At 75.3% G+C, this 17,905-nt stretch carries 20 protein-coding genes; 5 read left to right on the top strand and 15 right to left on the bottom strand.

What is annotated here, in order from left to right; all coding sequences use genetic code 11:
• Positions 1-209: 209 nt before the first annotated feature.
• On the top strand, positions 210-698 hold the full coding sequence (locus tag Q3W71_RS21355) for a transcriptional regulator (protein WP_013285505.1): 489 nt from the start codon (positions 210-212) through the stop codon (positions 696-698).
• An 87-nt stretch (positions 699-785) separates the two neighbouring features.
• Here the strand turns inward: Q3W71_RS21355 and nusB are convergent, their stop codons facing one another.
• The 4 genes from nusB to aroB form a co-directional block, all read right to left on the bottom strand.
• Positions 786-1,196 carry a transcription antitermination factor NusB gene (gene nusB, locus Q3W71_RS21350; RefSeq protein WP_302921462.1) on the bottom strand — a complete coding sequence of 137 codons (411 nt, stop codon included), beginning with the start codon at positions 1,194-1,196 and terminating at the stop codon, positions 786-788.
• Positions 1,197-1,219: 23 nt separating this feature from the next.
• Positions 1,220-1,777, bottom strand: coding sequence for an elongation factor P (efp, locus tag Q3W71_RS21345; RefSeq protein WP_132388869.1), 558 nt, complete (start codon positions 1,775-1,777; stop codon positions 1,220-1,222).
• 165 nt (positions 1,778-1,942) lie between these two features.
• On the bottom strand, positions 1,943-2,374 hold the full coding sequence (aroQ, locus tag Q3W71_RS21340; protein ID WP_302921151.1) for a type II 3-dehydroquinate dehydratase: 432 nt from the start codon (positions 2,372-2,374) through the stop codon (positions 1,943-1,945).
• The gene (gene aroB / locus Q3W71_RS21335; RefSeq protein ID WP_302921150.1) at positions 2,371-3,447 is read right to left on the bottom strand and encodes a 3-dehydroquinate synthase; all 1,077 of its coding nucleotides are present in this window, start codon (positions 3,445-3,447) and stop codon (positions 2,371-2,373) included. The genes aroQ and aroB overlap by 4 nt, the downstream gene beginning before the upstream one ends.
• A gap of 131 nt (positions 3,448-3,578) precedes the next feature.
• On the opposite strand from aroB, the gene Q3W71_RS21330 reads away from it, so the two are divergent.
• Entirely contained in the window at positions 3,579-4,103 is a 525-nt protein-coding gene (locus Q3W71_RS21330) for a DUF2243 domain-containing protein (RefSeq protein ID WP_302921149.1), read from the top strand.
• Entirely contained in the window at positions 4,100-4,879 is a 780-nt protein-coding gene (locus tag Q3W71_RS21325; RefSeq protein ID WP_302921148.1) for a cytochrome c oxidase assembly protein, read from the top strand. Before Q3W71_RS21330 ends, Q3W71_RS21325 begins: the two co-directional genes overlap by 4 nt.
• Here the strand turns inward: Q3W71_RS21325 and Q3W71_RS21320 are convergent.
• Complete coding sequence (locus Q3W71_RS21320) at positions 4,868-5,833, bottom strand: YafY family protein (RefSeq protein ID WP_302921147.1); 966 nt, start codon at positions 5,831-5,833, stop codon at positions 4,868-4,870. The two genes, Q3W71_RS21325 and Q3W71_RS21320, sit on opposite strands and share 12 nt — an antisense overlap.
• A gap of 80 nt (positions 5,834-5,913) precedes the next feature.
• On the opposite strand from Q3W71_RS21320, the gene Q3W71_RS21315 reads away from it, so the two are divergent.
• Positions 5,914-6,642 (top strand): alpha/beta fold hydrolase, encoded by a 729-nt coding sequence (locus Q3W71_RS21315; RefSeq protein WP_302921146.1) that lies wholly within the window; start codon positions 5,914-5,916, stop codon positions 6,640-6,642.
• A 43-nt stretch (positions 6,643-6,685) separates the two neighbouring features.
• Here the strand turns inward: Q3W71_RS21315 and Q3W71_RS21310 are convergent, their stop codons facing one another.
• Together Q3W71_RS21310 and aroC are read right to left on the bottom strand one after the other, a co-directional pair.
• Positions 6,686-7,201: a shikimate kinase gene (locus tag Q3W71_RS21310; RefSeq protein WP_302921145.1), complete on the bottom strand. Its 516-nt coding sequence runs from the start codon at positions 7,199-7,201 to the stop codon at positions 6,686-6,688.
• A 19-nt stretch (positions 7,202-7,220) separates the two neighbouring features.
• Positions 7,221-8,399: a chorismate synthase gene (gene aroC, locus Q3W71_RS21305; RefSeq protein ID WP_302921144.1), complete on the bottom strand. Its 1,179-nt coding sequence runs from the start codon at positions 8,397-8,399 to the stop codon at positions 7,221-7,223.
• A gap of 110 nt (positions 8,400-8,509) precedes the next feature.
• Between aroC and Q3W71_RS21300 the strand changes: the two genes are divergently transcribed.
• The gene (locus tag Q3W71_RS21300) at positions 8,510-9,790 is read left to right on the top strand and encodes a sodium:proton antiporter (protein ID WP_302921143.1); all 1,281 of its coding nucleotides are present in this window, start codon (positions 8,510-8,512) and stop codon (positions 9,788-9,790) included.
• Positions 9,791-9,824: 34 nt separating this feature from the next.
• Here Q3W71_RS21300 and Q3W71_RS21295 read toward each other — a convergent pair whose 3' ends face one another.
• The 8 genes from Q3W71_RS21295 to Q3W71_RS21260 all read right to left on the bottom strand — a co-directional run bounded on the left by Q3W71_RS21295 (position 9,825) and on the right by Q3W71_RS21260 (position 17,856).
• On the bottom strand, positions 9,825-10,478 hold the full coding sequence (locus tag Q3W71_RS21295) for a class I SAM-dependent methyltransferase (RefSeq protein WP_302921142.1): 654 nt from the start codon (positions 10,476-10,478) through the stop codon (positions 9,825-9,827).
• Positions 10,479-10,538: 60 nt separating this feature from the next.
• Positions 10,539-11,459 (bottom strand): glycosyltransferase family 2 protein, encoded by a 921-nt coding sequence (locus Q3W71_RS21290; RefSeq protein ID WP_302921141.1) that lies wholly within the window; start codon positions 11,457-11,459, stop codon positions 10,539-10,541.
• Positions 11,456-12,085: a glycosyltransferase gene (locus tag Q3W71_RS21285; protein ID WP_302921461.1), complete on the bottom strand. Its 630-nt coding sequence runs from the start codon at positions 12,083-12,085 to the stop codon at positions 11,456-11,458. Before Q3W71_RS21285 ends, Q3W71_RS21290 begins: the two co-directional genes overlap by 4 nt.
• Before the next feature lie 80 nt (positions 12,086-12,165).
• The gene (locus Q3W71_RS21280; protein ID WP_302921140.1) at positions 12,166-12,648 is read right to left on the bottom strand and encodes a UDP-N-acetylglucosamine--LPS N-acetylglucosamine transferase; all 483 of its coding nucleotides are present in this window, start codon (positions 12,646-12,648) and stop codon (positions 12,166-12,168) included.
• Between the two features lie 216 nt (positions 12,649-12,864).
• Positions 12,865-14,127 (bottom strand): hypothetical protein, encoded by a 1,263-nt coding sequence (locus Q3W71_RS21275; RefSeq protein ID WP_302921139.1) that lies wholly within the window; start codon positions 14,125-14,127, stop codon positions 12,865-12,867.
• On the bottom strand, positions 14,124-15,026 hold the full coding sequence (locus Q3W71_RS21270; protein WP_302921460.1) for a sulfotransferase: 903 nt from the start codon (positions 15,024-15,026) through the stop codon (positions 14,124-14,126). The genes Q3W71_RS21275 and Q3W71_RS21270 overlap by 4 nt, the downstream gene beginning before the upstream one ends.
• Before the next feature lie 8 nt (positions 15,027-15,034).
• A complete protein-coding gene (locus Q3W71_RS21265) occupies positions 15,035-16,618 on the bottom strand; it encodes a lipopolysaccharide biosynthesis protein (RefSeq protein WP_302921138.1) in 1,584 nt (527 codons plus the stop codon).
• A complete protein-coding gene (locus Q3W71_RS21260; protein WP_302921459.1) occupies positions 16,615-17,856 on the bottom strand; it encodes an O-antigen ligase in 1,242 nt (413 codons plus the stop codon). Before Q3W71_RS21260 ends, Q3W71_RS21265 begins: the two co-directional genes overlap by 4 nt.
• Positions 17,857-17,905: the final 49 nt, after the last annotated feature.

Below are 17,905 nucleotides of genomic sequence, written 5' to 3'. Positions count from 1 at the left end.
CGGCGCGGGGCTTCAGCCACGTTACCAGTGGTCACGGGCCGGACCGCCGCCGGCCACTGAGCACCTGGTCAGCCCGGCGAAATGGGGATAACTCCCCCGGCGTACCCAACGGGAAGGTCACGACCACTTGACCAGGTGTCGCAATCCCCGTACCGTCACGCTCCGTAGCGATAGCTGGGAGAACCCCGAGCAGCACTGGGAGTGTCCGAATGCCCTCTGAATACGCCAAGTCGCTGGGCGCCCGCCTGCGCTCCATCCGCCAGCAGCAGGGCCTGTCCCTGCAGGGTGTGGAGGAGAAGTCGAACGGGCGGTGGAAGGCGGTGGTGGTCGGCTCGTACGAGCGCGGCGACCGGGCCGTCACGGTGTCCCGGCTGGCCGAGCTGGCCGACTTCTACCGAGTTCCCGTCTCGGAGCTGCTGCCCGACGGCAGCGGGGTGCGGCACGAGCCGACCAGCAAGATCGTCCTCGACCTGGAGCGGCTCTACGACGAGGCCTCGGAGGACCTGGCCTACGTCGCCCGGTACGCCCGTGCCATCCAGCAGCAGCGCGGTGACTACAACGGCCGGGTGCTCTCCATCCGCGCCGACGACCTGCGCGCGCTGGCGATCGTCTACGACGCCTCGCCGTCCGGCCTGATCGAGCGGCTGACCGAGCACGGCGTGCTGGTCGCCGACCCGCGGGCGTTCTTCGCCTCCTGAGAGCTGTCGCACCGAAAGGGCCCGTGCCGGACGGCACGGGCCCTTTCGTGTCCGGTGTCGCTTTCGCGCGTCGCGCCGCGGGGGCGGTCAGCGGGTGGCGTACTCGGCGATCCGGCCGAGCAGGCCGTTGAGGAAGCGCGGGGAGTCGTCGGTCGACATCTGCCGGGCCAGCTCCACCGCCTCGCTGATCGCCACCGGGTCGTCGATCTCGTCGACGTAGAGCAGCTCGTAGACGGCGATCCGGGCCAGGTTGCGGTCGACCGCCGGCATCCGGTCCAGCGTCCAGCCCTCGGCGTAGCTCGCGATCAGCTCGTCGATCCGGTCGAGGTGGTCGGCGACGCCCTCGACCAGGCCCACCGCGTAGCCCAGGTGCTCGGGGCGGGGCTTCTCGATCCGCTCGAGGTAGCCGGCGAGCACCTCCACCGGCGGCCGGTCGCGCAGATCGGCCTCGTAGAGCACGTCCAACGCCCGCTTGCGCGCCTTGCGGCGCGCCGGCATCTGCTGCTTGGGACCCTCGGCCATCAGGCGCGGCCGAGGTAACGGCCGTCGCGGGTGTCGACCTTGATCTTCTCGCCGGTGGTGATGAAGAGCGGCACCTGCACGGTCGCGCCGGTCTCGACGGTGGCCGGCTTGTTGCCGCCGGTCGAGCGGTCGCCCTGCAGGCCCGGCTCGGTGTAGGTGACCTCGAGCACCACGCTGGTGGGCAGTTCGACGTAGAGCGGGACGCCCTCGTGGGTGGCCACCGTCGCCTCGGCCTCGGGCAGCAGGTAGTTGGCCGCCTCGCCGACGGTGCCGCCGGGGACGGTGATCTGGTCGAAGGTCTCCAGATCCATGAAGACGTAGTCCTCGCCGTCGGCGTAGAGGTACTGCATGGTGCGCTTGTCGACGGTCGCGGTCTCGACCTTGGTGCCCGCGTTGAAGGTCTTGTCGACGACCTTGCCGGAGAGCACGTTCTTCAGCGTGGTACGCACGAACGCACCACCCTTACCGGGCTTGACGTGCTGGAACTCGACGACGGACCAGAGCTCCCCGTCGAGGTTGAGTACCAGGCCGTTCTTCAGGTCGTTGGTGGTGGCCATTTCCTGCCTTGATCATCAATTGGCGGACAGACCTGCAAAGTCTACTAGCTGCGGTGACCCCCGTCGCCCGCTGCCGCCCACCCGCCAGCCCGCCGCACGGCGACCGTCGCACGGCCACGCTCACCGGGCCAGCACGGTGACCGACCCGGCCGGGCCCGCCGCTCGTCAGCCGAGGCGGGAGGCCAGGTGGTGCAGGGCCAGCCGGTAGCCGTCGACGCCCAGGCCGCAGATCACCCCGGTGGCCACCGCGGAGACCACCGAGTGGTGCCGGAACTCCTCCCGGGCGTGGATGTTGGAGATGTGCACCTCGACCAGCGGCCCGCGCAGCATCGAGCAGGCGTCCCGGACCGCGTACGAGTAGTGCGACCAGGCGGCCGGGTTGAGCACCACGGCGGCCCCCTCGGCGGCGGCCGCGTGCAGCCAGCCGAGCAGCTCGTGCTCGGCGTCGGTCTGCCGCACCGTCACGTCCAGGCCCAGGTCCCGGCCGGTCGCCTCGCAGAGCGCCACCAGGTCGGCGTAGGTGGTGGCGCCGTAGACCTCCGGCTCGCGGGTGCCGAGCCGGCCCAGGTTGGGCCCGTTGAGCACGTACACCCTCACCGGGCCACCTCGCGGTAGGCGGCGTGCAGCAGCTCGTCGTCGGGGCCCTCCAGGATCGCCGGTCGGGCCAGCCCGTCGAGCACCACGAAGCGCAGCCGGTCGCCCCGGGCCTTCTTGTCCACCCGCATGGTGGCCAGCAGCTCCGGCCAGGCGTCCGCCCGGTAGCCGGTGGGCAGGCCGAGCGCCGCCACGGCGGTGCGGTGCCGCCGCGCGGTGGCCTCGTCGAGCCGGCCGGCGAGCCGGGCCAGCTCGCCGGCGTAGACCAGGCCGACGGCGACCGCGTGCCCGTGCCGCCAGCGGTAACCCTCCACCTTCTCGATGGCGTGCGCCAGGGTGTGGCCGTAGTTGAGCACCTCGCGCACTCCGGACTCGCGCAGGTCGCCGGAGACCACGCCGGCCTTGACCCGGATCGCCCGCTCGATCAGCTCGCGGGCCACCGGGCCGGTCGGGTCGACGGCGGCCGCCGGATCCCGCTCCACCAGTTCCAGGATCACCGGGTCGGCGATGAAGCCGCACTTGACCACCTCGGCCATCCCGGCGGCCAGTTCGGCCGGCGGCAGGCTGTCCAGGGTGGACAGGTCGCAGACCACCCCGGCCGGTGGGTGGAAGGCGCCGACCAGGTTCTTGCCGGCCGCGGTGTTGATCCCGGTCTTGCCGCCCACCGCGGCGTCGACCATGCCCAGCAGCGAGGTGGCCACCGGCACCCAGCGCACCCCCCGCAGCCAGCAGGCCGCGACGAACCCGGCCAGGTCGGTGACCGCGCCGCCGCCGATCCCGACCACCCCGTCGTCCCGGGTGAACCCGGCCTCGCCCAGCCGGTCCCAGCAGGCGGCGGCCACCTCGATCTGCTTGGCCGCCTCGGCGTCCGGCACCTCGATCGGCAGCGGCCGCACGCCGGCGGCGCGCAGCCGCTCCCCGAGCGCGTCGGCCAGCGCCTTGACCGGGGCCGTGTGCAGCAGCGCCACCCGGGTCGCCCCGGGCAGCAGCCGCGACGGCGGGTCGAGCAGGTCGCGTCCCACCAGTACGTCGTACGGGCGCTCGCCGCCGACCGGGATCCGGGTCACCTCGTCCATCGCCGGCAGCCTAGTCGAGCGAGCCGGCCGCCGGGCCGGGCTGTCCACCAGGTGACCGCCGAGCCGTCCGCGCGTTTAGTCCGGTTCGCGCCGGGCAACGAGTGCCCAACCGAACCCCGCGGAGGTGCCCGATGGCGAGAACCACCCTGGACGGCGGAGACATCCGGCTGCCCGCCACCGTCCTCGGGGTCGGGCTGGGCGGCTTCGTCGACGGCATCCTGCTGCACCAGGTACTCCAGTGGCACCACCTGCTCAGCAGCACCGACACGGACAACGTCGGCATCCGGCCGTATCCGGTGGACACCGTCGCGGGACTGGAGATGAACACCCTGTGGGACGGCATCTTCCACGTGGTGACCTGGGTGGCCGTGCTCACCGGCCTCGCCATGCTGTACTCGCGGGTCACCCGGTCCCGGGGCCGGCTGTGGCGCTCGCCGGTGCTGTGGGGCTGGGCGCTGGTCGGTTGGGGCCTGTTCAACCTGGTCGAGGGGATCGTCGACCACCACCTGCTCGGCATCCACCACGTCCGCGCCGGCCCGCACCAGACCTGGTGGGACCTGGGCTTCCTGGCCCTCGGCGTGGTGCTGATCGCGGTCGGCTGGCTGGTGCAGCGGCGGGGCACCGTGGTGGACCTCTGCGCCGACGACCGGCGATGACCCCCGAGCACGCCGGACCCGGGCTCGCCATCGGGCCGCTGCTGCTCGTACCGCCGGTGCTCTTCTGGGTCTACCTGGCGGCGGCCCTGCGCCAGCGGGCCGCCGACCGCGCCGGGTGGAGCCACTGGCGGACGGCGAGCTTCGGCGCGGGCGCGGCGGCGGCCGCCGTCGCGCTGGCGCTGCCCGGGCACGGCCTCGCCGCGCACATGTGGCAGCACCTCCTGCTGGGCATGCTCGCGCCGCTCGGCCTGGCGCTGGGCGCGCCGGCCACCCTGGCGCTGCGGGTCGTCGACCGGCGCGCCGGACGCGCGGTGGTCCGCCTGTTGCGCCGCCCGGCGGTGGGCGTGCTCACCCATCCGGTGACCGGCCTGCTGCTGACCGTGGGCGGGCTCTACGTGCTCTATCTGACCCCGCTGTACCGGGCCACGCTGACCCACCCGGTCCTGCACCACCTGGTGCTGCTGCACTTCCTGCTCAGCGGCTACCTCTTCACCTGGGCGATCGCCGGCCCGGACCCGGGTCCGCACCGCGCGCGGGTGCCGGTCCGGCTGGTCGTGCTCGGCGTCGCGGTGGCCGGGCACGCCACCCTCGCCCAGCTCCTCTACGCCGGCCTGCTGGTGGAGGTCACCGCCCCGGCGGCCGAGCTGCGCGCCGCCGCGACGGTCATGTACTACGGCGGTGACCTGGCCGAGCTGCTGCTCGCCCTGGCGCTGCTGGTCACCTGGCGGCCGGAGCCCCGGCACGCCCGGGCTCCCCTGCCGGCCTCAGCCGGCTGACCGGCCCGCCCAGTCGGCCAGCCGGCGGGCGTGCTCGGTCACCGCGTCGCGCAGCGCGTCCGGGCGCAGCACGGTGAACGGCCAGCCCAGCCCGGCGAGCAGGTGGGCCATCCCGTCCAGCCGCTCCGCCCGGGTACGCAGCAGCACCCCGTCGGCGGTGGGCGTCAGCTCGCCCACGCTGGGCGGGATCCGGCGCCGGGCGGTGTCCGGGTCGGTCTCCAGCAGCACCTCGACGTCGTGCGCGTACGGCACCCCGGCCAGCGAGCGGGTCACCTGGGCCACCGGGTCGAACCCGGCCGGCACCTCGAAGGTCTCCGCCTCCGCCACCACCTCGCCGATCCGGTCCAGCCGGAAGGTGCGCACCTCGGCCCGGAGGTGGTCGTGGCCGGTGACGTACCAGCGGCCGGCGTGGAAGACCAGCCCGTACGGGTCCAGCCGGCGGCGGGACGCGGCGCCGGCGTAGGAGCGGTAGTCCAGCCGCACCCGGCGCCGCTGCCGGGCCGCCGCGGCCAGGGCGAGCAGCGTCCCGGTGGCCGGGCGGACCGCCGGGTCGGCGCGGCGCAGGGTGAAGCCGAGGTGCTCCTGGACGGCCGCGAGCCGGTCGGCGAGCGTCGGCGGCAGCACCCGGCGGATCTTGGCGAGCGCGGTGGCGGTGGCCGGTTCCTCGGTGCCCAGCCCGAGCCGTTCGGCGGCGACCAGGCCGAGCAGCACGGCCACCGCCTCGTCGTCGGTGAGCATCAGCGGCGGGAGCTTGTAGCCGGGGCGCAGCCGGTAGCCGCCGTACCGGCCCCGGTCGGCGGTCACCGGGATGCCGAGGTCGGCCAGCGTGGTGGCGTAGCGGCGCACGGTCCGCTCGTCGACGCCGAGACGGGCGGCCAGCTCGGCGCCGGTCAGCCGGTGGTGGCTCTGCAGCAGCTCCAGCAGCCCGAGCACCCGACCGGCGGGATGTGACACGGGACACTCCTAAAAACCGGGCGGAAGTCGTCCGGATTCGATCGTACGCTATCCGGGAGTCACGAGAGAGGAAGATCGAGATGGCGACGTTCGTGCTGGTGCCGGGGTTCTGGTTGGGTGGTTGGGCGTGGCGGGAGGTGGCCGCCACGCTGCGCGGCCAGGGCCACGAGGTCTACCCGGTCACGCTGACCGGGGTGGCCGAACGGGCCCACCTGGCCGGGCCGGAGGTGGGCCTGGAGACGCACACCACCGACATCGTCCGGCTGATCGAGGTGGAGGACCTGCGCGACGTGCTGCTGGTCGGGCACTCCGGCGGCGGCCTGCCGGTGACCCAGGCCGCGGACCGGATCCCGGACCGGATCGCCCGGGTGGTCTACGTGGAGAGCGGGCCGATGCCCGACGGGATGTCCCAGTTCGACAGCAACCCGCCGGAGGAGCAGGAGCGGCTGCGCGCGCAGATCGGCGACGGGCACCTGCTGCCGCCGCCGGCCTGGGACCCGGCGGCGGACCCGGAGAACCTGGCCGGCCTGGACGACGCGGCGCTCGCGCTGCTGCGGGCCCGGGCCACCCCGCACCCGCTGCGGGCCGCCACCGAGCCGGTGCGGCGCACCGGCGGGCGGGCGGTGCCGACCGCGCTGGTCGCCAGCACGTTCCCGCTGCCGATGGTGGAGGAGATGATCGCGCAGGGACACCCGTTCTTCGCCGGGCTGGCCGGTGGCCAGCTGCACGCCCTGCCCACCGGCCACTGGCCGATGCTCAGCGAGCCGAAGGGCCTCGCCACGGTGCTCGACACCATCGCCCACAGCTGACCCGCGCGGTCGCCGGCCCGCCCGTCGGGCCGGCGACCGCCGGTCAGCGCTTGAGCAACGCGACGATCTCGGCGGCGATCTCCTCCGGGCTCCGCCCGTCGGTGACCACCGTCGCGGTCGCCGCCTCCGCGTAGAGCGGGCGGCGCTGCTCCATCAGGTGCTTGAGGGTGGCCCGCGGGTTGAGCGCCAGCAACGGGCGGCCCGCGCCGAGCCCGACCCGCTTCACCGCGTCCGGCAGCTCGACCGAGAGGTGCACCACCGGGTGCCCGATCAGCGCGGCCCGGTTCTCCTCGGCGAGGACCGCGCCGCCGCCGAGGGCGAGCACGCCGGAGCAGGAAGCCAGCGCCGCCGCCACCGCCGCCCGTTCGAGGGTACGGAAGTGCGCCTCCCCCTCGTCGACGAAGATCTCCGGGATCGGCTTGCCGGCGAGCTGCTCGATGTCGGCGTCGGTGTCCCGGAACTCCACCCCGAGGGCGTCGGCGAGCGCCCGGCCGACAGTGGTCTTGCCGGACCCCGGCGCCCCGACCAGCACGCACACCGGCCGCGTCGTCCCCGTCACCGGGTCACGCTCCGGCCGCTCACCGGATCACCAGGGAATCGAGGTAGCCGGCCAGGTTGCGGCGCATCTCGGCGACCGAGTCGCCGCCGAACTTCTCCACCGCCGCCTCGGCCAGCACCAGGGCCACCATCGCCTCGGCGACCACCGCGGCGGCGGGCACCGCGCAGACGTCCGAGCGCTGGTTGATCGCGGTGGCCGGCTCGCCGGTGGTCACGTCCACGGTGGCCAGCGCCCGGTTCAGCGACGAGATCGGCTTCATCGCCGCCTTCACCCGCAGCGGCTCGCCGGTGGTGATGCCGCCCTCCAGCCCGCCCGCCCGGTCGGTGACCCGCCGCACGCCGGTGGCGGTGGGGATGATCTCGTCGTGTGCCTCCGAGCCGCGGGAGCGGGCCTGCTGCCAGCCGTCGCCGATCTCGACCCCCTTGATGGCCTGGATGGACATCAGCGCGGCGGCCAGCCGGGCGTCCAGCTTGCGGTCCCACTGCACGTGGCTGCCCAGCCCCGGCGGCACCCCGTACGCCAGCACCTCGACCACGCCGCCGAGCGTGTCGGCGGCCTTCTTCGCGGCGTCGACCTCGGCCACCATCCGGGCGCTGGCCTCCGGGTCGAGGCAGCGCAGCGGGTCGGCGTCGATCCGGGCGGCGTCCTCGGGGCGGGGCCGCAGCCCCGGCTTCACCGCGACCGGGCCCAGCTCGACCACGTGCGAGACGATCTCGACGCCGAGCGCCTGCCGCACCAGCGCCTTCGCCACGGTGCCGACGGCGACCCGGGCGGCGGTCTCCCGGGCGCTGGCCCGCTCCAGGATCGGCCGGGCGTCGGTGTGGCCGTACTTCTGCATGCCGGCCAGGTCGGCGTGGCCGGGGCGGGGCCGGGTCAGCGGGGCGTTGCGGGCCTGCCCGGCGAGTTCCGCCGGGTCGACCGGGTCGGCGGCCATCACCGTCTGCCACTTGGGCCACTCGGAGTTGCCGACCCGGATGGCCACCGGGCTGCCCAGGGTGGCGCCGTGCCGGAGCCCGCCGATGATCTCGACCTCGTCCTGCTCGAACGACATCCGGGCGCCCCGGCCGTAGCCGAGCCGGCGCCGGGCCAGCTCGCCGGCGATCTCGCCGGTGGTCACCTCGACCCCGGCGGGCACCCCCTCGAGCAGCGCGACGAGGGCGGGACCGTGCGACTCACCTGCAGTCAACCAGCGCAACACAGCGCTCAGTCTGTCACGGCCGGTGGTCGCCGCGACGGCGCGCCCGCCGCGTCCCGCCCAGCGGACGGCGCCCCGCCGGGCACCACGTCGCACGACGAACCCGTACGATCATGGCGGCGCGCCGGGAAGTCTGGTCGGCAGGTCCCTCATCGACCCTTCCTCGGGAGTCACCGGTGCTGCTCTTCGCGTTCGCGGCCGTCCTGCTGCTCGCCGTGCTGCTCTCCAGCCTGGCGCACCGCACCATCCTCTCCACCGCCGTGCTGTTCCTGGTCGCCGGCTTCGTGCTGGGCCCGGAGACCACCGGGGTGCTGGACATCACGCCCGACACCCCGATCGTGTCGACCCTCGCCGAGCTGGCGCTGTTCACGGTGCTCTTCACCGACGGCATGCGGGTCGGCTGGGCCGACCTGCGGTCGGCCTGGCGGCTGCCCGGCCGGGCGCTGGGCTGGGGGCTGCCGCTGACCCTGCTGATCACCGCGCTGCTGGCCCACTACGTGGCGGGGCTGGACTGGCCGGAGGCGCTACTGGTGGGGGCGATCCTCGCTCCCACCGACCCGGTGTTCGCGGCCGCGCTGGTCGGCAACGAGCGGGTGCCCGGCCGACTGCGGCACCTGCTCAACGTCGAGTCCGGGGTCAACGACGGGCTGGCGCTGCCGTTCGTCATCCTCTTCCTGGCCGTGGCCGCCGGCTCCGGCGACCTGCACCTCGACGAGCTGGGCATGGAACTGCTGCTCGGCGTGGTGATCGGGGTGGCGGTGCCGTGGCTGGCGCTGCGGCTGGAGCGGTTGCGGTTCTTCTCCGCCTCCACCCAGTACGAGCCGCTGAACGGGGTGGCGATCGGCCTGCTGGTGCTGGCGCTCGGCCAGGTCACCCACGCCAACCTGTTCCTCGCCGCGTTCGCCGCCGGCGTCACGGTGGCCACCTTCGGCCAGCGGCAGCGGGAAAGCTTCGAGCACTTCGGCGAGCTGGTCGCGGAGCTGTTCAAGCTGGTCGCGCTGCTGGTCTTCGGCGCGCTGATCTCGTTCGAGTTCCTCGGCGAGATCGCCTGGACCGGCTGGATCTTCGCGGTGCTCGCCATCGTGGCGGCCCGGCCGCTCGCCCTGGCCGTGTCGTTCCTGGGCTCGCACCTGACCCGCACCGAGCAGTTCGCCGCGATGTGGTTCGGCCCGAAGGGCTTCGCCTCGGTGGTCTACGGCCTGCTGGTGCTGGAGGCCGGCATCCCGGCCGGGGACGAGGTCTTCCACCTGGTGGCGCTGACCATCGTGCTGTCGATCCTGGCGCACTCCTCGACCGACCTGGTGATCGCCCGGATCTTCGACCCGGCCACCACGCCCGCCTGGTACGAGCGGCTGCGCCAGGCGTCGACGCAGCGCCGGGACCGGCAGCGCTGACCACGGCGGCGGCCCGCGCGGCGAACCGGCCGGCCTAGGCCCGGACCGCGATCAGCGACTTGGTCAGCCCGGCCAGCCGTTCGTTGCGGATGGCCGCCTCGGGGAACAGGTAGCGCAGCTCGGCCCGGCCGATCAGTTCCGTGGTGAGCACCTGCCGCATCGCCGCCTGGTAGGACTTGCCCGGCGTGTAGGCCAGCGGCCACTTCCGGGCCACCAGCACCCGCGCCGAGACCGGCAGGAACTGCATGCCGGGCGCCACCCAGTGCGGCTCGATCGGGAAGTACCGGTACGGGGTCTGCACCCAGTACGCCGGCGCCAGCCCGCGGATCGCCTCGGCCATCCGGCGGCGGCGCTCGTGCCCGCCCACGTGCTCCAGCACGCTGTTGCTGAAGACCAGGTCGTAGCGGCGGTTCAGGATGCGCTCGGGCAGCTCGCAGGCGTCCGCGTGGTCCGCCTCCGCCCAGTCCGGCAGCGCGGCCGGCAGCGGTTCCAGGTTGACCACGTGCACGCGGGCCGGGCGGACCGGCACCCGCGCCCAGCTCTCCACCCGCCCGCCCAGGTCCAGGACGGTCATCTCGGCGAGGTTCGGGAAGGTGTCCGACAGCCACGCGGCGCGGCGCGCCCGTCGCTTCGCGCCGAGCGAGGTCGGCGAGTCGACCAGCCGGAACCTGAGCGAGTGCAGTGCCATCCGGGGTCCTCTTTCTCCTGGGTCGGGTGGGCTCGACGAACGGCCCCGGGCAGGGAGGGCTCAGATGCCCCGGCCGCGTCTGTGCAGGGTGCGCAGCACCGCGTCGGCCCGTACCACCCGCCCGGCCACGGCCAGGGCGAGGTAGGCGCGCGGCTCGCGCGGGTTGCGCCGCAGCGTCCGGCGGGCCCAGTGCACCGCCGCCCGGCGGTCCCCGGCGGCGGCCCGGGCGAAGGCGATCTGCCCGGCGACCCGCGCCTCGCCGGCCGGCTGGGCGCCGAACTCGGGATAGCGGGCCAGCAGCCACTGCAACGCCTCGGCGATGGTGTCCCAGCGCTGCGCGAAGTAGGACCGCCGGTGCCAGCGCACCAGCACGTACGGGGTGGGCACGTTGACCAGCGGGGCGCTGCGGGCGGCCCGGAGCAGGAACTCGTAGTCCTCCGCGTAGCTGCCCGGGATCTCCTCGTCGACCAGCCCGAACCCGTCGCGCAGCGCGGCGGCCCGGATCAGGAACGTCGAGGGGTGCAGCTCGGTCATCCGGTCGCGGAGCAGGTCGGTCAGGGTGACCGAGTCGCGGGGCAGCGACCGGTCGAGGGTCCGCCCGTCGTAGCTGACCCGGATGCCGCAGCAGGCGAACTGCGCGCCCGGCACCGCGGCCAGCGCCCCGACCTGGGCCCGCAGCTTGCCGGGCAGCCACTCGTCGTCGTCGTCGCAGAACGCGATCAGCTCCCCGGCGGCGGCCAGCGTGCCGGTGTTGCGGGCGCCGGCCAGCCCCGGGGTGCGCCGGTTGCGCAGCACCCGGACCGGGCGGCCGGGACGGCCCAGGTCGGCCAGCGTGGCGTCCGGCTCGGACCGGTCGTGGACCACCACCACCTCGACCGGGCCGGGATGGTCCTGGTCGAGCGCCGCCCGGACGGCGGCACGCAGTAGCTCCGGCCGGTCCCGGGTGGGCACCACCACGCTCACGCTCGGCGGCCCGGTCATCGCCGTGCTCCGTCGCGCCCCGGCGGGGTCCACCGCCACCACGCCCGGTGCCGCCGCCGCGCGGACGCGGCCACCAGCTCATCCACGATCCGCCCCACCCGCCGCACCGCGGCCCGCTGCGCGTCGGCCGCGGCGGCGTCGGTCGAGACGGTGAACCGGTCCGGATCGGCCAGCCCGCTGCCGAGCGCGCCGCGCAGCTCCTCCCGGGACTCGCAGAGCGCCACCATGCCGGCGGCGCCGAGCCGCCGGCAGAACAGCTGCTGGTGGTCGTCGACGTGCTCGCCGTGGGCCGGGTCGCGGGGCACCACGATCGGCAGGTGGCCGTGCCGGCGGGCCTCCAGGATGGTCGCCGGGCCGCCGTGGCAGACCACCAGGTCGGACCCGGCCATCGCGGCCTGCAACGCGTCGTGGCAGAGGAAGGGCACCGCGTCGGGCAGCCGCGGGGCGCGGGTGTGTCCGTGCTGGACGGTGAGGTCGACCCGGTCGGCGACCTCCGCGTGCCACTCGCACAACCAGTCGACCAGCCGGTCGAACGGGTGCCGGTCGGTGCCGACGGCGACCAGCAGGTGGATCCGGGCGACCTCGGCCGGGTCGCGGGGTCGGGGCACCTGCTTCGCCGGCTCGATCCGGTCCACCGGCCGTGCCGGCCGCTGCTCCGGCCGGCCCGGGGCCAACCGGTGCGCCGGCGCGGCGTCGGCGGCCCCGCTCACAGCAGCGTCCCCACGACCGTCGCCTCCGGGTACTGCCGGCGCTGCTCCTCCCACTGCACGAGCATCGCGGACAGGAACGGCCGGCAGAGCCGGGCGGTGAGCGTCGGGGTGTCGATCCGGTCGTACACCTCGATGTAGACCGTCGGGATGCGCCGCAGCCAGGCCAGCACGACGAACGGGACGGCCACGCCGGCGCCGGTGGTCACCACCGCGGCGACCCGCCGCCGGCGCAGCACCCGCCGGGCCAGCACCGCGTTGCGCAGCAGGTTGGGCAGGTTGCGGGTGGTCGGGTGGTGCGCCGGCACCACTTCCTCACCGGCGAGCAGGGACACCGCCTCGGGCGTGTCGAAGGTGACCCAGCAGCGGCGCCACTGCTCGTACCAGGGGCGCAGGGCCAGCAGCTGGGCCAGGTGCCCGCCGCTGGACCCGACCAGCAGCAGGACCGGCGGGTCCGCGGCGTCCTCGATGTTCTGCTCCACGCGAGTCCCCAGAAGTTCGCTTGGATCCACGGTCGGCGCGACGCCGACGCGATGACACTCCCCCGGCCGGTTCCGGCGACCGGCGAACGCTGCATCTCCATTGCAGGTGGAGGAGGTCCGCCGCCCGACCGTCACCCCCAGCGATGGTAACGGCCTGCGGCCCTCCCGTCACTGTCCGCCATTGGTCTGACCTGCGGTCATGGCGGATTCGTACGATCAACCGCCATGTCGTTCCGCGACGACGTCCAGCAGGGCGGGATGGAGGGTGCGGTTCCAACCCGCGCCGGCGTCGGCCAGCCGCCAGCTCCGCAGCCACATCTCCACCAGGTAGGCGTCGGCCACCAGCCGGCGGGCGGCCGGGTCGAGCCCGAGGGCGGCGCCGTGCCGGGCCAGCCACGCGTCGACGGCCCGCGCGGCCGCCGCGACCGGCTCGCCGCGCAGCACCACGGCCCGCTGGAACGCGTCGTGCGCCAGGTCGAAGCCGAGCGGCACGTCCGGTCCGCTGTGCTCCCAGTCCCAGGCGACCAGCCGGCCGTGGTGCCGGCCCAGGTTCCACGGCACCCAGTCGCCGTGCCAGTGGCCGAACTCGACAGGGGTGTCGCCGTGCCGGTGGGCCAGCGCGGCGACCGCGGCGACCGCCCGGGCACCGGCGGGATCGGCCGCGGCGGCGCGCCGGGCCGTGCCGGCCAGCCGGGCCAGGAACGCCGAGCCGGCGAGCGGTCGGGGTGGCGCCGGCGGGCGGCCCCGGCGGGCCACCGCGAGCAGCGCCGGGATGGCCGGCGGGGCGCCGACCGGCAGCCCCCGCACCGCCGGCGGCAGCGGCTCCACCAGCGCGACCGCCTGCCCGGCCCACGACGTCTCGGTCAGCAGCCGGGGCGCCACCGGGTGCCCGGGCACGCCGGCCAGCGCGGGCAGGCCGCGCAGCGCGGCCGCCTCGGCGGTGACCAGCGCCCGGGTGGCGCCGTTCCAGCCGATCTTGGCGTAGCCCCGGGGTCGCCCGTCGGCGGCGAAGAGCTGCAGGGTCGGCTTGTGGTTCGGGTCCGGTGGGCGGACCCCGCAGGCCGCGTACCCGGGCCCGCCGTCCAGGGCGGCGGCGAGCCGCTGCGCCAGCAGCACGTCGGCCGGGACCAGCCCGGCGGGCAGGGACACGATCAGAGTGGGAAACGGCGCCCGGTCCAGCACGCCGACCCGGGCCAGCCCGCCGAGTACCGCCCGCGCCGCGCGCACCGCGGGCGGACGCAGCGCGTTGTACGCCAGCAGCGCGGCGGCGGTGACCCGGGGCGCGCCGAGGGGCAGCAGGAACCGGGCCCGGCGTACCGACGGGACGACCGCGTACCGGGCGACGGCGCGGTGCCCGGGTGGTGGCGGGCGGTCCACGGCCAACCCGATCCGCTCGTCGCCGAAGACCGCGCGGGTGACCCAGCCGAGCCCGTCCGCCCGGGAGCGGGGATCGGCTCCGGTGCCGCCCGGCGCGGTCACGCCGCCCGCTCCGGCCAGTCGAGGTCCAGCCCGAGCCGCTGCCGCAGCGCCGCGTTGTGCGGGCGGTAGTACTCGGTCAGCTCCGCCCGCAGCGCCGGATCCAGCGGCGCCGAGCGGCGGTCGTTGTAGACCTTGAAGTCGGGCAGGTCGTACCGGGGCAGGCCGAGGAAGTCCAGGGTGCGGTGGTAGGTCGCCCGGGCGTCGGCGTAGAGCTGCTCGCTGGGCAGGACCAGGATCCGCGACCGGTCGAAGCGGTGCAGCCACGGCTCCAGGTGTTCCAGGTACCGGCCCCGGGCCCGGTAGCTGTACCAGTCGTACGCGCGGCTGACGTACTCCGGCTCGGCGATCAGCCGCTCCCGCTCCCCCGCCGTACGCTCCGCCTCGGCGGCCAGCGCGGCGGCGAAGTCCAGCGGCTCGACGCCCTGCGCGCGGCGCTCCTTCCAGTGCGAGTACGCCCGCTCCACCGGGTCCCGGAGCAGCACGATCAGCCGCACCTCGGGCATCAGCGCGGCGACCCGCCCCGCGGCGAGCGGGTGGAACATGTACAGCGGGGCCGCCTCGCCGACCCGGACCGGCCCGCCGTGCCGGCGCGCCAGCGCCTCGCGCTGCCGCACCGTCGGGAAGTGCGACCGGTACCAGGCCTCCCCGCGTCCCCAGTTCTCCTCGAAGTAGTGCGCGCTCTTGGTGTTCCACGCCGGGAAGAGCCGGGGCACCAGCGGATGCTGGAGCAGGTAGTTCCAGAGCGAGGTGGTGCCGCCCCGCTTGGTGCCGATGATGAGGAAGTCCGGCAACGGCCGCCGGTCGCTGGTGCGCACCCCGTAGTCGACGAGGCTCTCCCGTACCCGGTTGGTCACCTGGGTCGGCACGATCTGCTTCACCCGGTCCCGGATGGACGACACGACGACCGTCACCTGCCCTTCGTGGAGGCCGGGGCGGGTCGGCTGGCCCGGGCCGGCCCCTCCCGCCCACGGATCTGCGTGATGGTCACCCGGATGCCGCGCCGCACCCGGGGAAACGTCGACGAGCCGAGAGCGCCGGCCGCGAGCAGCCCGGCCGCCACCACCAGCCCCGGGATGCCCCGCCCGGCGGCCAGCACCCCGGCGGCCGAGGCGGCGCCCACCCCGGCGGCGGTGACCGCGCCGGCCCGCAGCAGCGCCGCGTCCAGCAGTGGCTCGCCGACCACCGCCCGGGCGCAGCCGTACGCGGTGAGGTTCTCGGTGGCGATGCCGGCCGCCCAGGCCAGCGCGGCGCCGGTGGCACCGTGGCCGGGGATCAGCCACAGCCCGAGCGAGACGGTCACCAGCAGCCCGGCCAGCGTGGCGAGCAGGTGCAGCCCGCTGCGTCCACCCATCAGCAGCAGGCTCTGCACGTTGCCGACCCCGGTGTTCACCAGCATCGCCAGGGCGAGCACGGTCATCGCCGCCGCGCCGGCCCGGAACTCCGCGCCGAACAGGTCGAGGAACGCCACCCCGAAGACCGCCAGCAGCAGGTACACCGGCCAGGACAGCACCAGCCCCCAGGTGGTCAGCTGCCGGTGCACGGCGGCCGCGGCGGCCCGCTCCCCCCGGCCGAGCAGCCGGGACAGCTGCGGGGACACCGCCACCCGCAACCCCTGCATGGCCAACTGTCCGGCCAGGACGTACCGGCCGACCGCGCCGAACACGCCGGCGTCGGCCGGTCCGGCCAGCACCGAGGTGAGCAGCACCCCCACCCACATGCTGCCGGCGTCGATCGCGGCCGAGGCGGCCCGGGGCAGCGCGAACCGCCAGAACAGCCGCCAGTCACCCGGCTCGGGCCGCAGCCGCGTGCCGCGCCCCAGCCCGAGCGGGCCGGCGACCAGGGCCAGGCAGACCAGCAGGGCCGCCGCGGCCGGGAGCAGCCAGCCGGTCATGCCGGCGAGCAGCCCGGCGCCGGTCAGCGCCGCCGCGCCGACCAGCGCCGGGCGGGCCACCGGGAGCAGGAGGAACTGCACCCCGACGTACGCCCGGACGGGGCGTACGCAGCGCAGCGTGGCGAGCAGCAGCATGGTCGCCGCCACCACCGGCACGGCGGCGAAGGTGACCGCGAGCAGTGGCCCGGCGGCGGTGTCCGGGCCCAGCAGGCGAGGTGCGAGCGGGCCCGCCGCGAGCACCCCGGCCACCGCCACGGCGGTCGCCACCAGCAGCGGCGGGACCAGGGCCACCGGGAGCAGCCGGGCCGCGTCGCCCCCGGCCCCGGCGCGCCGCCGGGGCAGCGCCCACATCAGCCCGGTCTCCGCGCCGAGGGTGCAGATCGCCGCCGCGACGGTGACCACCCCGATCGCGGCGAAGAACGCCCCGGAACCCGCGGTGCCGTAGCCGCGGGTGATCACCACGGCCAGGACGAAGCCGAACAGCCCGCTGGTGGCCGCGCCGACCAGCCCGGCCGCCCCGCTGCGGGCGCTGCGCCGGGTCTCCGCCGTACGGTCGGCGCCGGCTGGCGGGGGCGGGACGGGACGGGTGGTGGCGGTCATGCCGGCACCGCCTCCGCGGAGCCCGGCCCCGCCCGCCGCTCGGCGCCGGCCCGCCGTTCCCGCTCGGTGAGCGCCAGGGCGAACGAGATGGCGAAGAAGGCGACCGCGAGGTTCTGGTTGGCCATGCCGTAGAACGGGATCTGCACCAGGCAGACCACCGGCACGACGGCCAGCCACTGGCCGGCCGCCGAGGTGGCCCGGGCACAGTTCACCGCGGCGGCCACGAACCAGGCCAGGAAGCAGAGCAGCGCCGGGACGCCGTGGCTGAACAGCACCAGCCACAGTTGACCCTGGCTGCCCACCGGCGCGGCGGCGGTGACCGTGTCGGCGGTGACCGGTGCGCCGTAGCCGAGCCACGGCGAGTCCTGGATCCGCCGGAGCACCTCGGCGTAGAGCGAGAGCCGGTCGGCGTTCGTGTCGCTGGCCTCGACCCGCTCGTCGATCAGGTCGGCGATCGGGATGACCAGGGCGGCGAGCGCGCCGATCACCACCACCCCGGCCAGCGAGGCGGCCACCCGCACGTTGCCGCGCAGGCTGGCCCGGACGCCGAGCACCGCCAACCCCACGCCGAGGCTGAGGAACATCGCCCGGTTGAGGGTGAGGAACGCCGGCGCCAGCGACACCGGCAGCGAGCCGAGCAGCACCCAGCGCAGCACGCCCCGGCGGCGCAGCATGGTGAAGGCCACCACGCAGGGCAGCGTCATCGCGAACGCGCTGCCGTAGTTGTTGGTGTACGCGAAGGGCGCGGCCGGCCGGTAGATCGGGTCGAGCGACCGGGCGCTGTACTCGGCGGTGGTCAGGTGGACCATGTCCTGGATGAACGGGTGGCCGGCGATCCCCGCGGGCAGCAGCACCTCGGTCGGCGTGGTCAGCGCGAACCGCGGCGCGAGCACGCTCAGCCAGCCCAGCAGCACCAGCCCGAGCCAGAACGCGCAGAGCGGGACCAGCACGGCCGCCTGGTCGGGGCGCTCCCGCGCCACGGCGTACACGTAGCCGCCGACCACCAGCGCGGTGAGGTAGAAGGCCAGCCGCAGGCCGAAGGTGAGCAGCGCGGAGCCCGACGGCAACTGGGTGGCGCTCACCACGACGAGGCCGAGAAAGAGCAGCCAGAGCCCGGTGGCCGGCGGCAGCGGGATCCGGCCCCGGGTCAGCAGCAGCGCGAACAGCAGCGCGCCGAACAGCGGCCAGCCCAGGTAGAAGCCGCCGGCCAGCCACCAGAGCGGCACCAGGCCGAACATCGCCGCCAGCGGCCAGAGCGGCAGCCGGGGCGGCGGCGGGTCCGGCGGC

Origin of the sequence: Micromonospora sp. C28SCA-DRY-2, from assembly GCF_030519475.1 — a bacterium.
Lineage (GTDB): Bacteria > Actinomycetota > Actinomycetes > Mycobacteriales > Micromonosporaceae > Micromonospora.
The sequence above is the reverse complement of the archived record's forward strand: the minus strand, read 5'-3'. Positions and strand labels throughout refer to the sequence as shown.

What these genes read in the sequence shown, in the direction of transcription:
- Q3W71_RS21355 (WP_013285505.1), top strand. Translation starts at nt 210, where the DNA reads ATGCCCTCTGAATACGCCAAGTCGCTGGGCGCCCGCCTGCGCTCCATC.
- nusB (WP_302921462.1), bottom strand. Translation starts at nt 1,196, where the DNA reads ATGCCGGCGCGCCGCAAGGCGCGCAAGCGGGCGTTGGACGTGCTCTAC.
- efp (WP_132388869.1), bottom strand. Translation starts at nt 1,777, where the DNA reads ATGGCCACCACCAACGACCTGAAGAACGGCCTGGTACTCAACCTCGAC.
- aroB (WP_302921150.1), bottom strand. Translation starts at nt 3,447, where the DNA reads ATGGACGAGGTGACCCGGATCCCGGTCGGCGGCGAGCGCCCGTACGAC.
- Q3W71_RS21330 (WP_302921149.1), top strand. Translation starts at nt 3,579, where the DNA reads ATGGCGAGAACCACCCTGGACGGCGGAGACATCCGGCTGCCCGCCACC.
- Q3W71_RS21325 (WP_302921148.1), top strand. Translation starts at nt 4,100, where the DNA reads ATGACCCCCGAGCACGCCGGACCCGGGCTCGCCATCGGGCCGCTGCTG.
- Q3W71_RS21315 (WP_302921146.1), top strand. Translation starts at nt 5,914, where the DNA reads ATGGCGACGTTCGTGCTGGTGCCGGGGTTCTGGTTGGGTGGTTGGGCG.
- Q3W71_RS21300 (WP_302921143.1), top strand. Translation starts at nt 8,510, where the DNA reads ATGGCGGCGCGCCGGGAAGTCTGGTCGGCAGGTCCCTCATCGACCCTT.
- Q3W71_RS21295 (WP_302921142.1), bottom strand. Translation starts at nt 10,478, where the DNA reads ATGGCACTGCACTCGCTCAGGTTCCGGCTGGTCGACTCGCCGACCTCG.
- Q3W71_RS21290 (WP_302921141.1), bottom strand. Translation starts at nt 11,459, where the DNA reads ATGACCGGGCCGCCGAGCGTGAGCGTGGTGGTGCCCACCCGGGACCGG.
- Q3W71_RS21265 (WP_302921138.1), bottom strand. Translation starts at nt 16,618, where the DNA reads ATGACCGCCACCACCCGTCCCGTCCCGCCCCCGCCAGCCGGCGCCGAC.
- Q3W71_RS21260 (WP_302921459.1), bottom strand. Translation starts at nt 17,856, where the DNA reads ATGTTCGGCCTGGTGCCGCTCTGGTGGCTGGCCGGCGGCTTCTACCTG.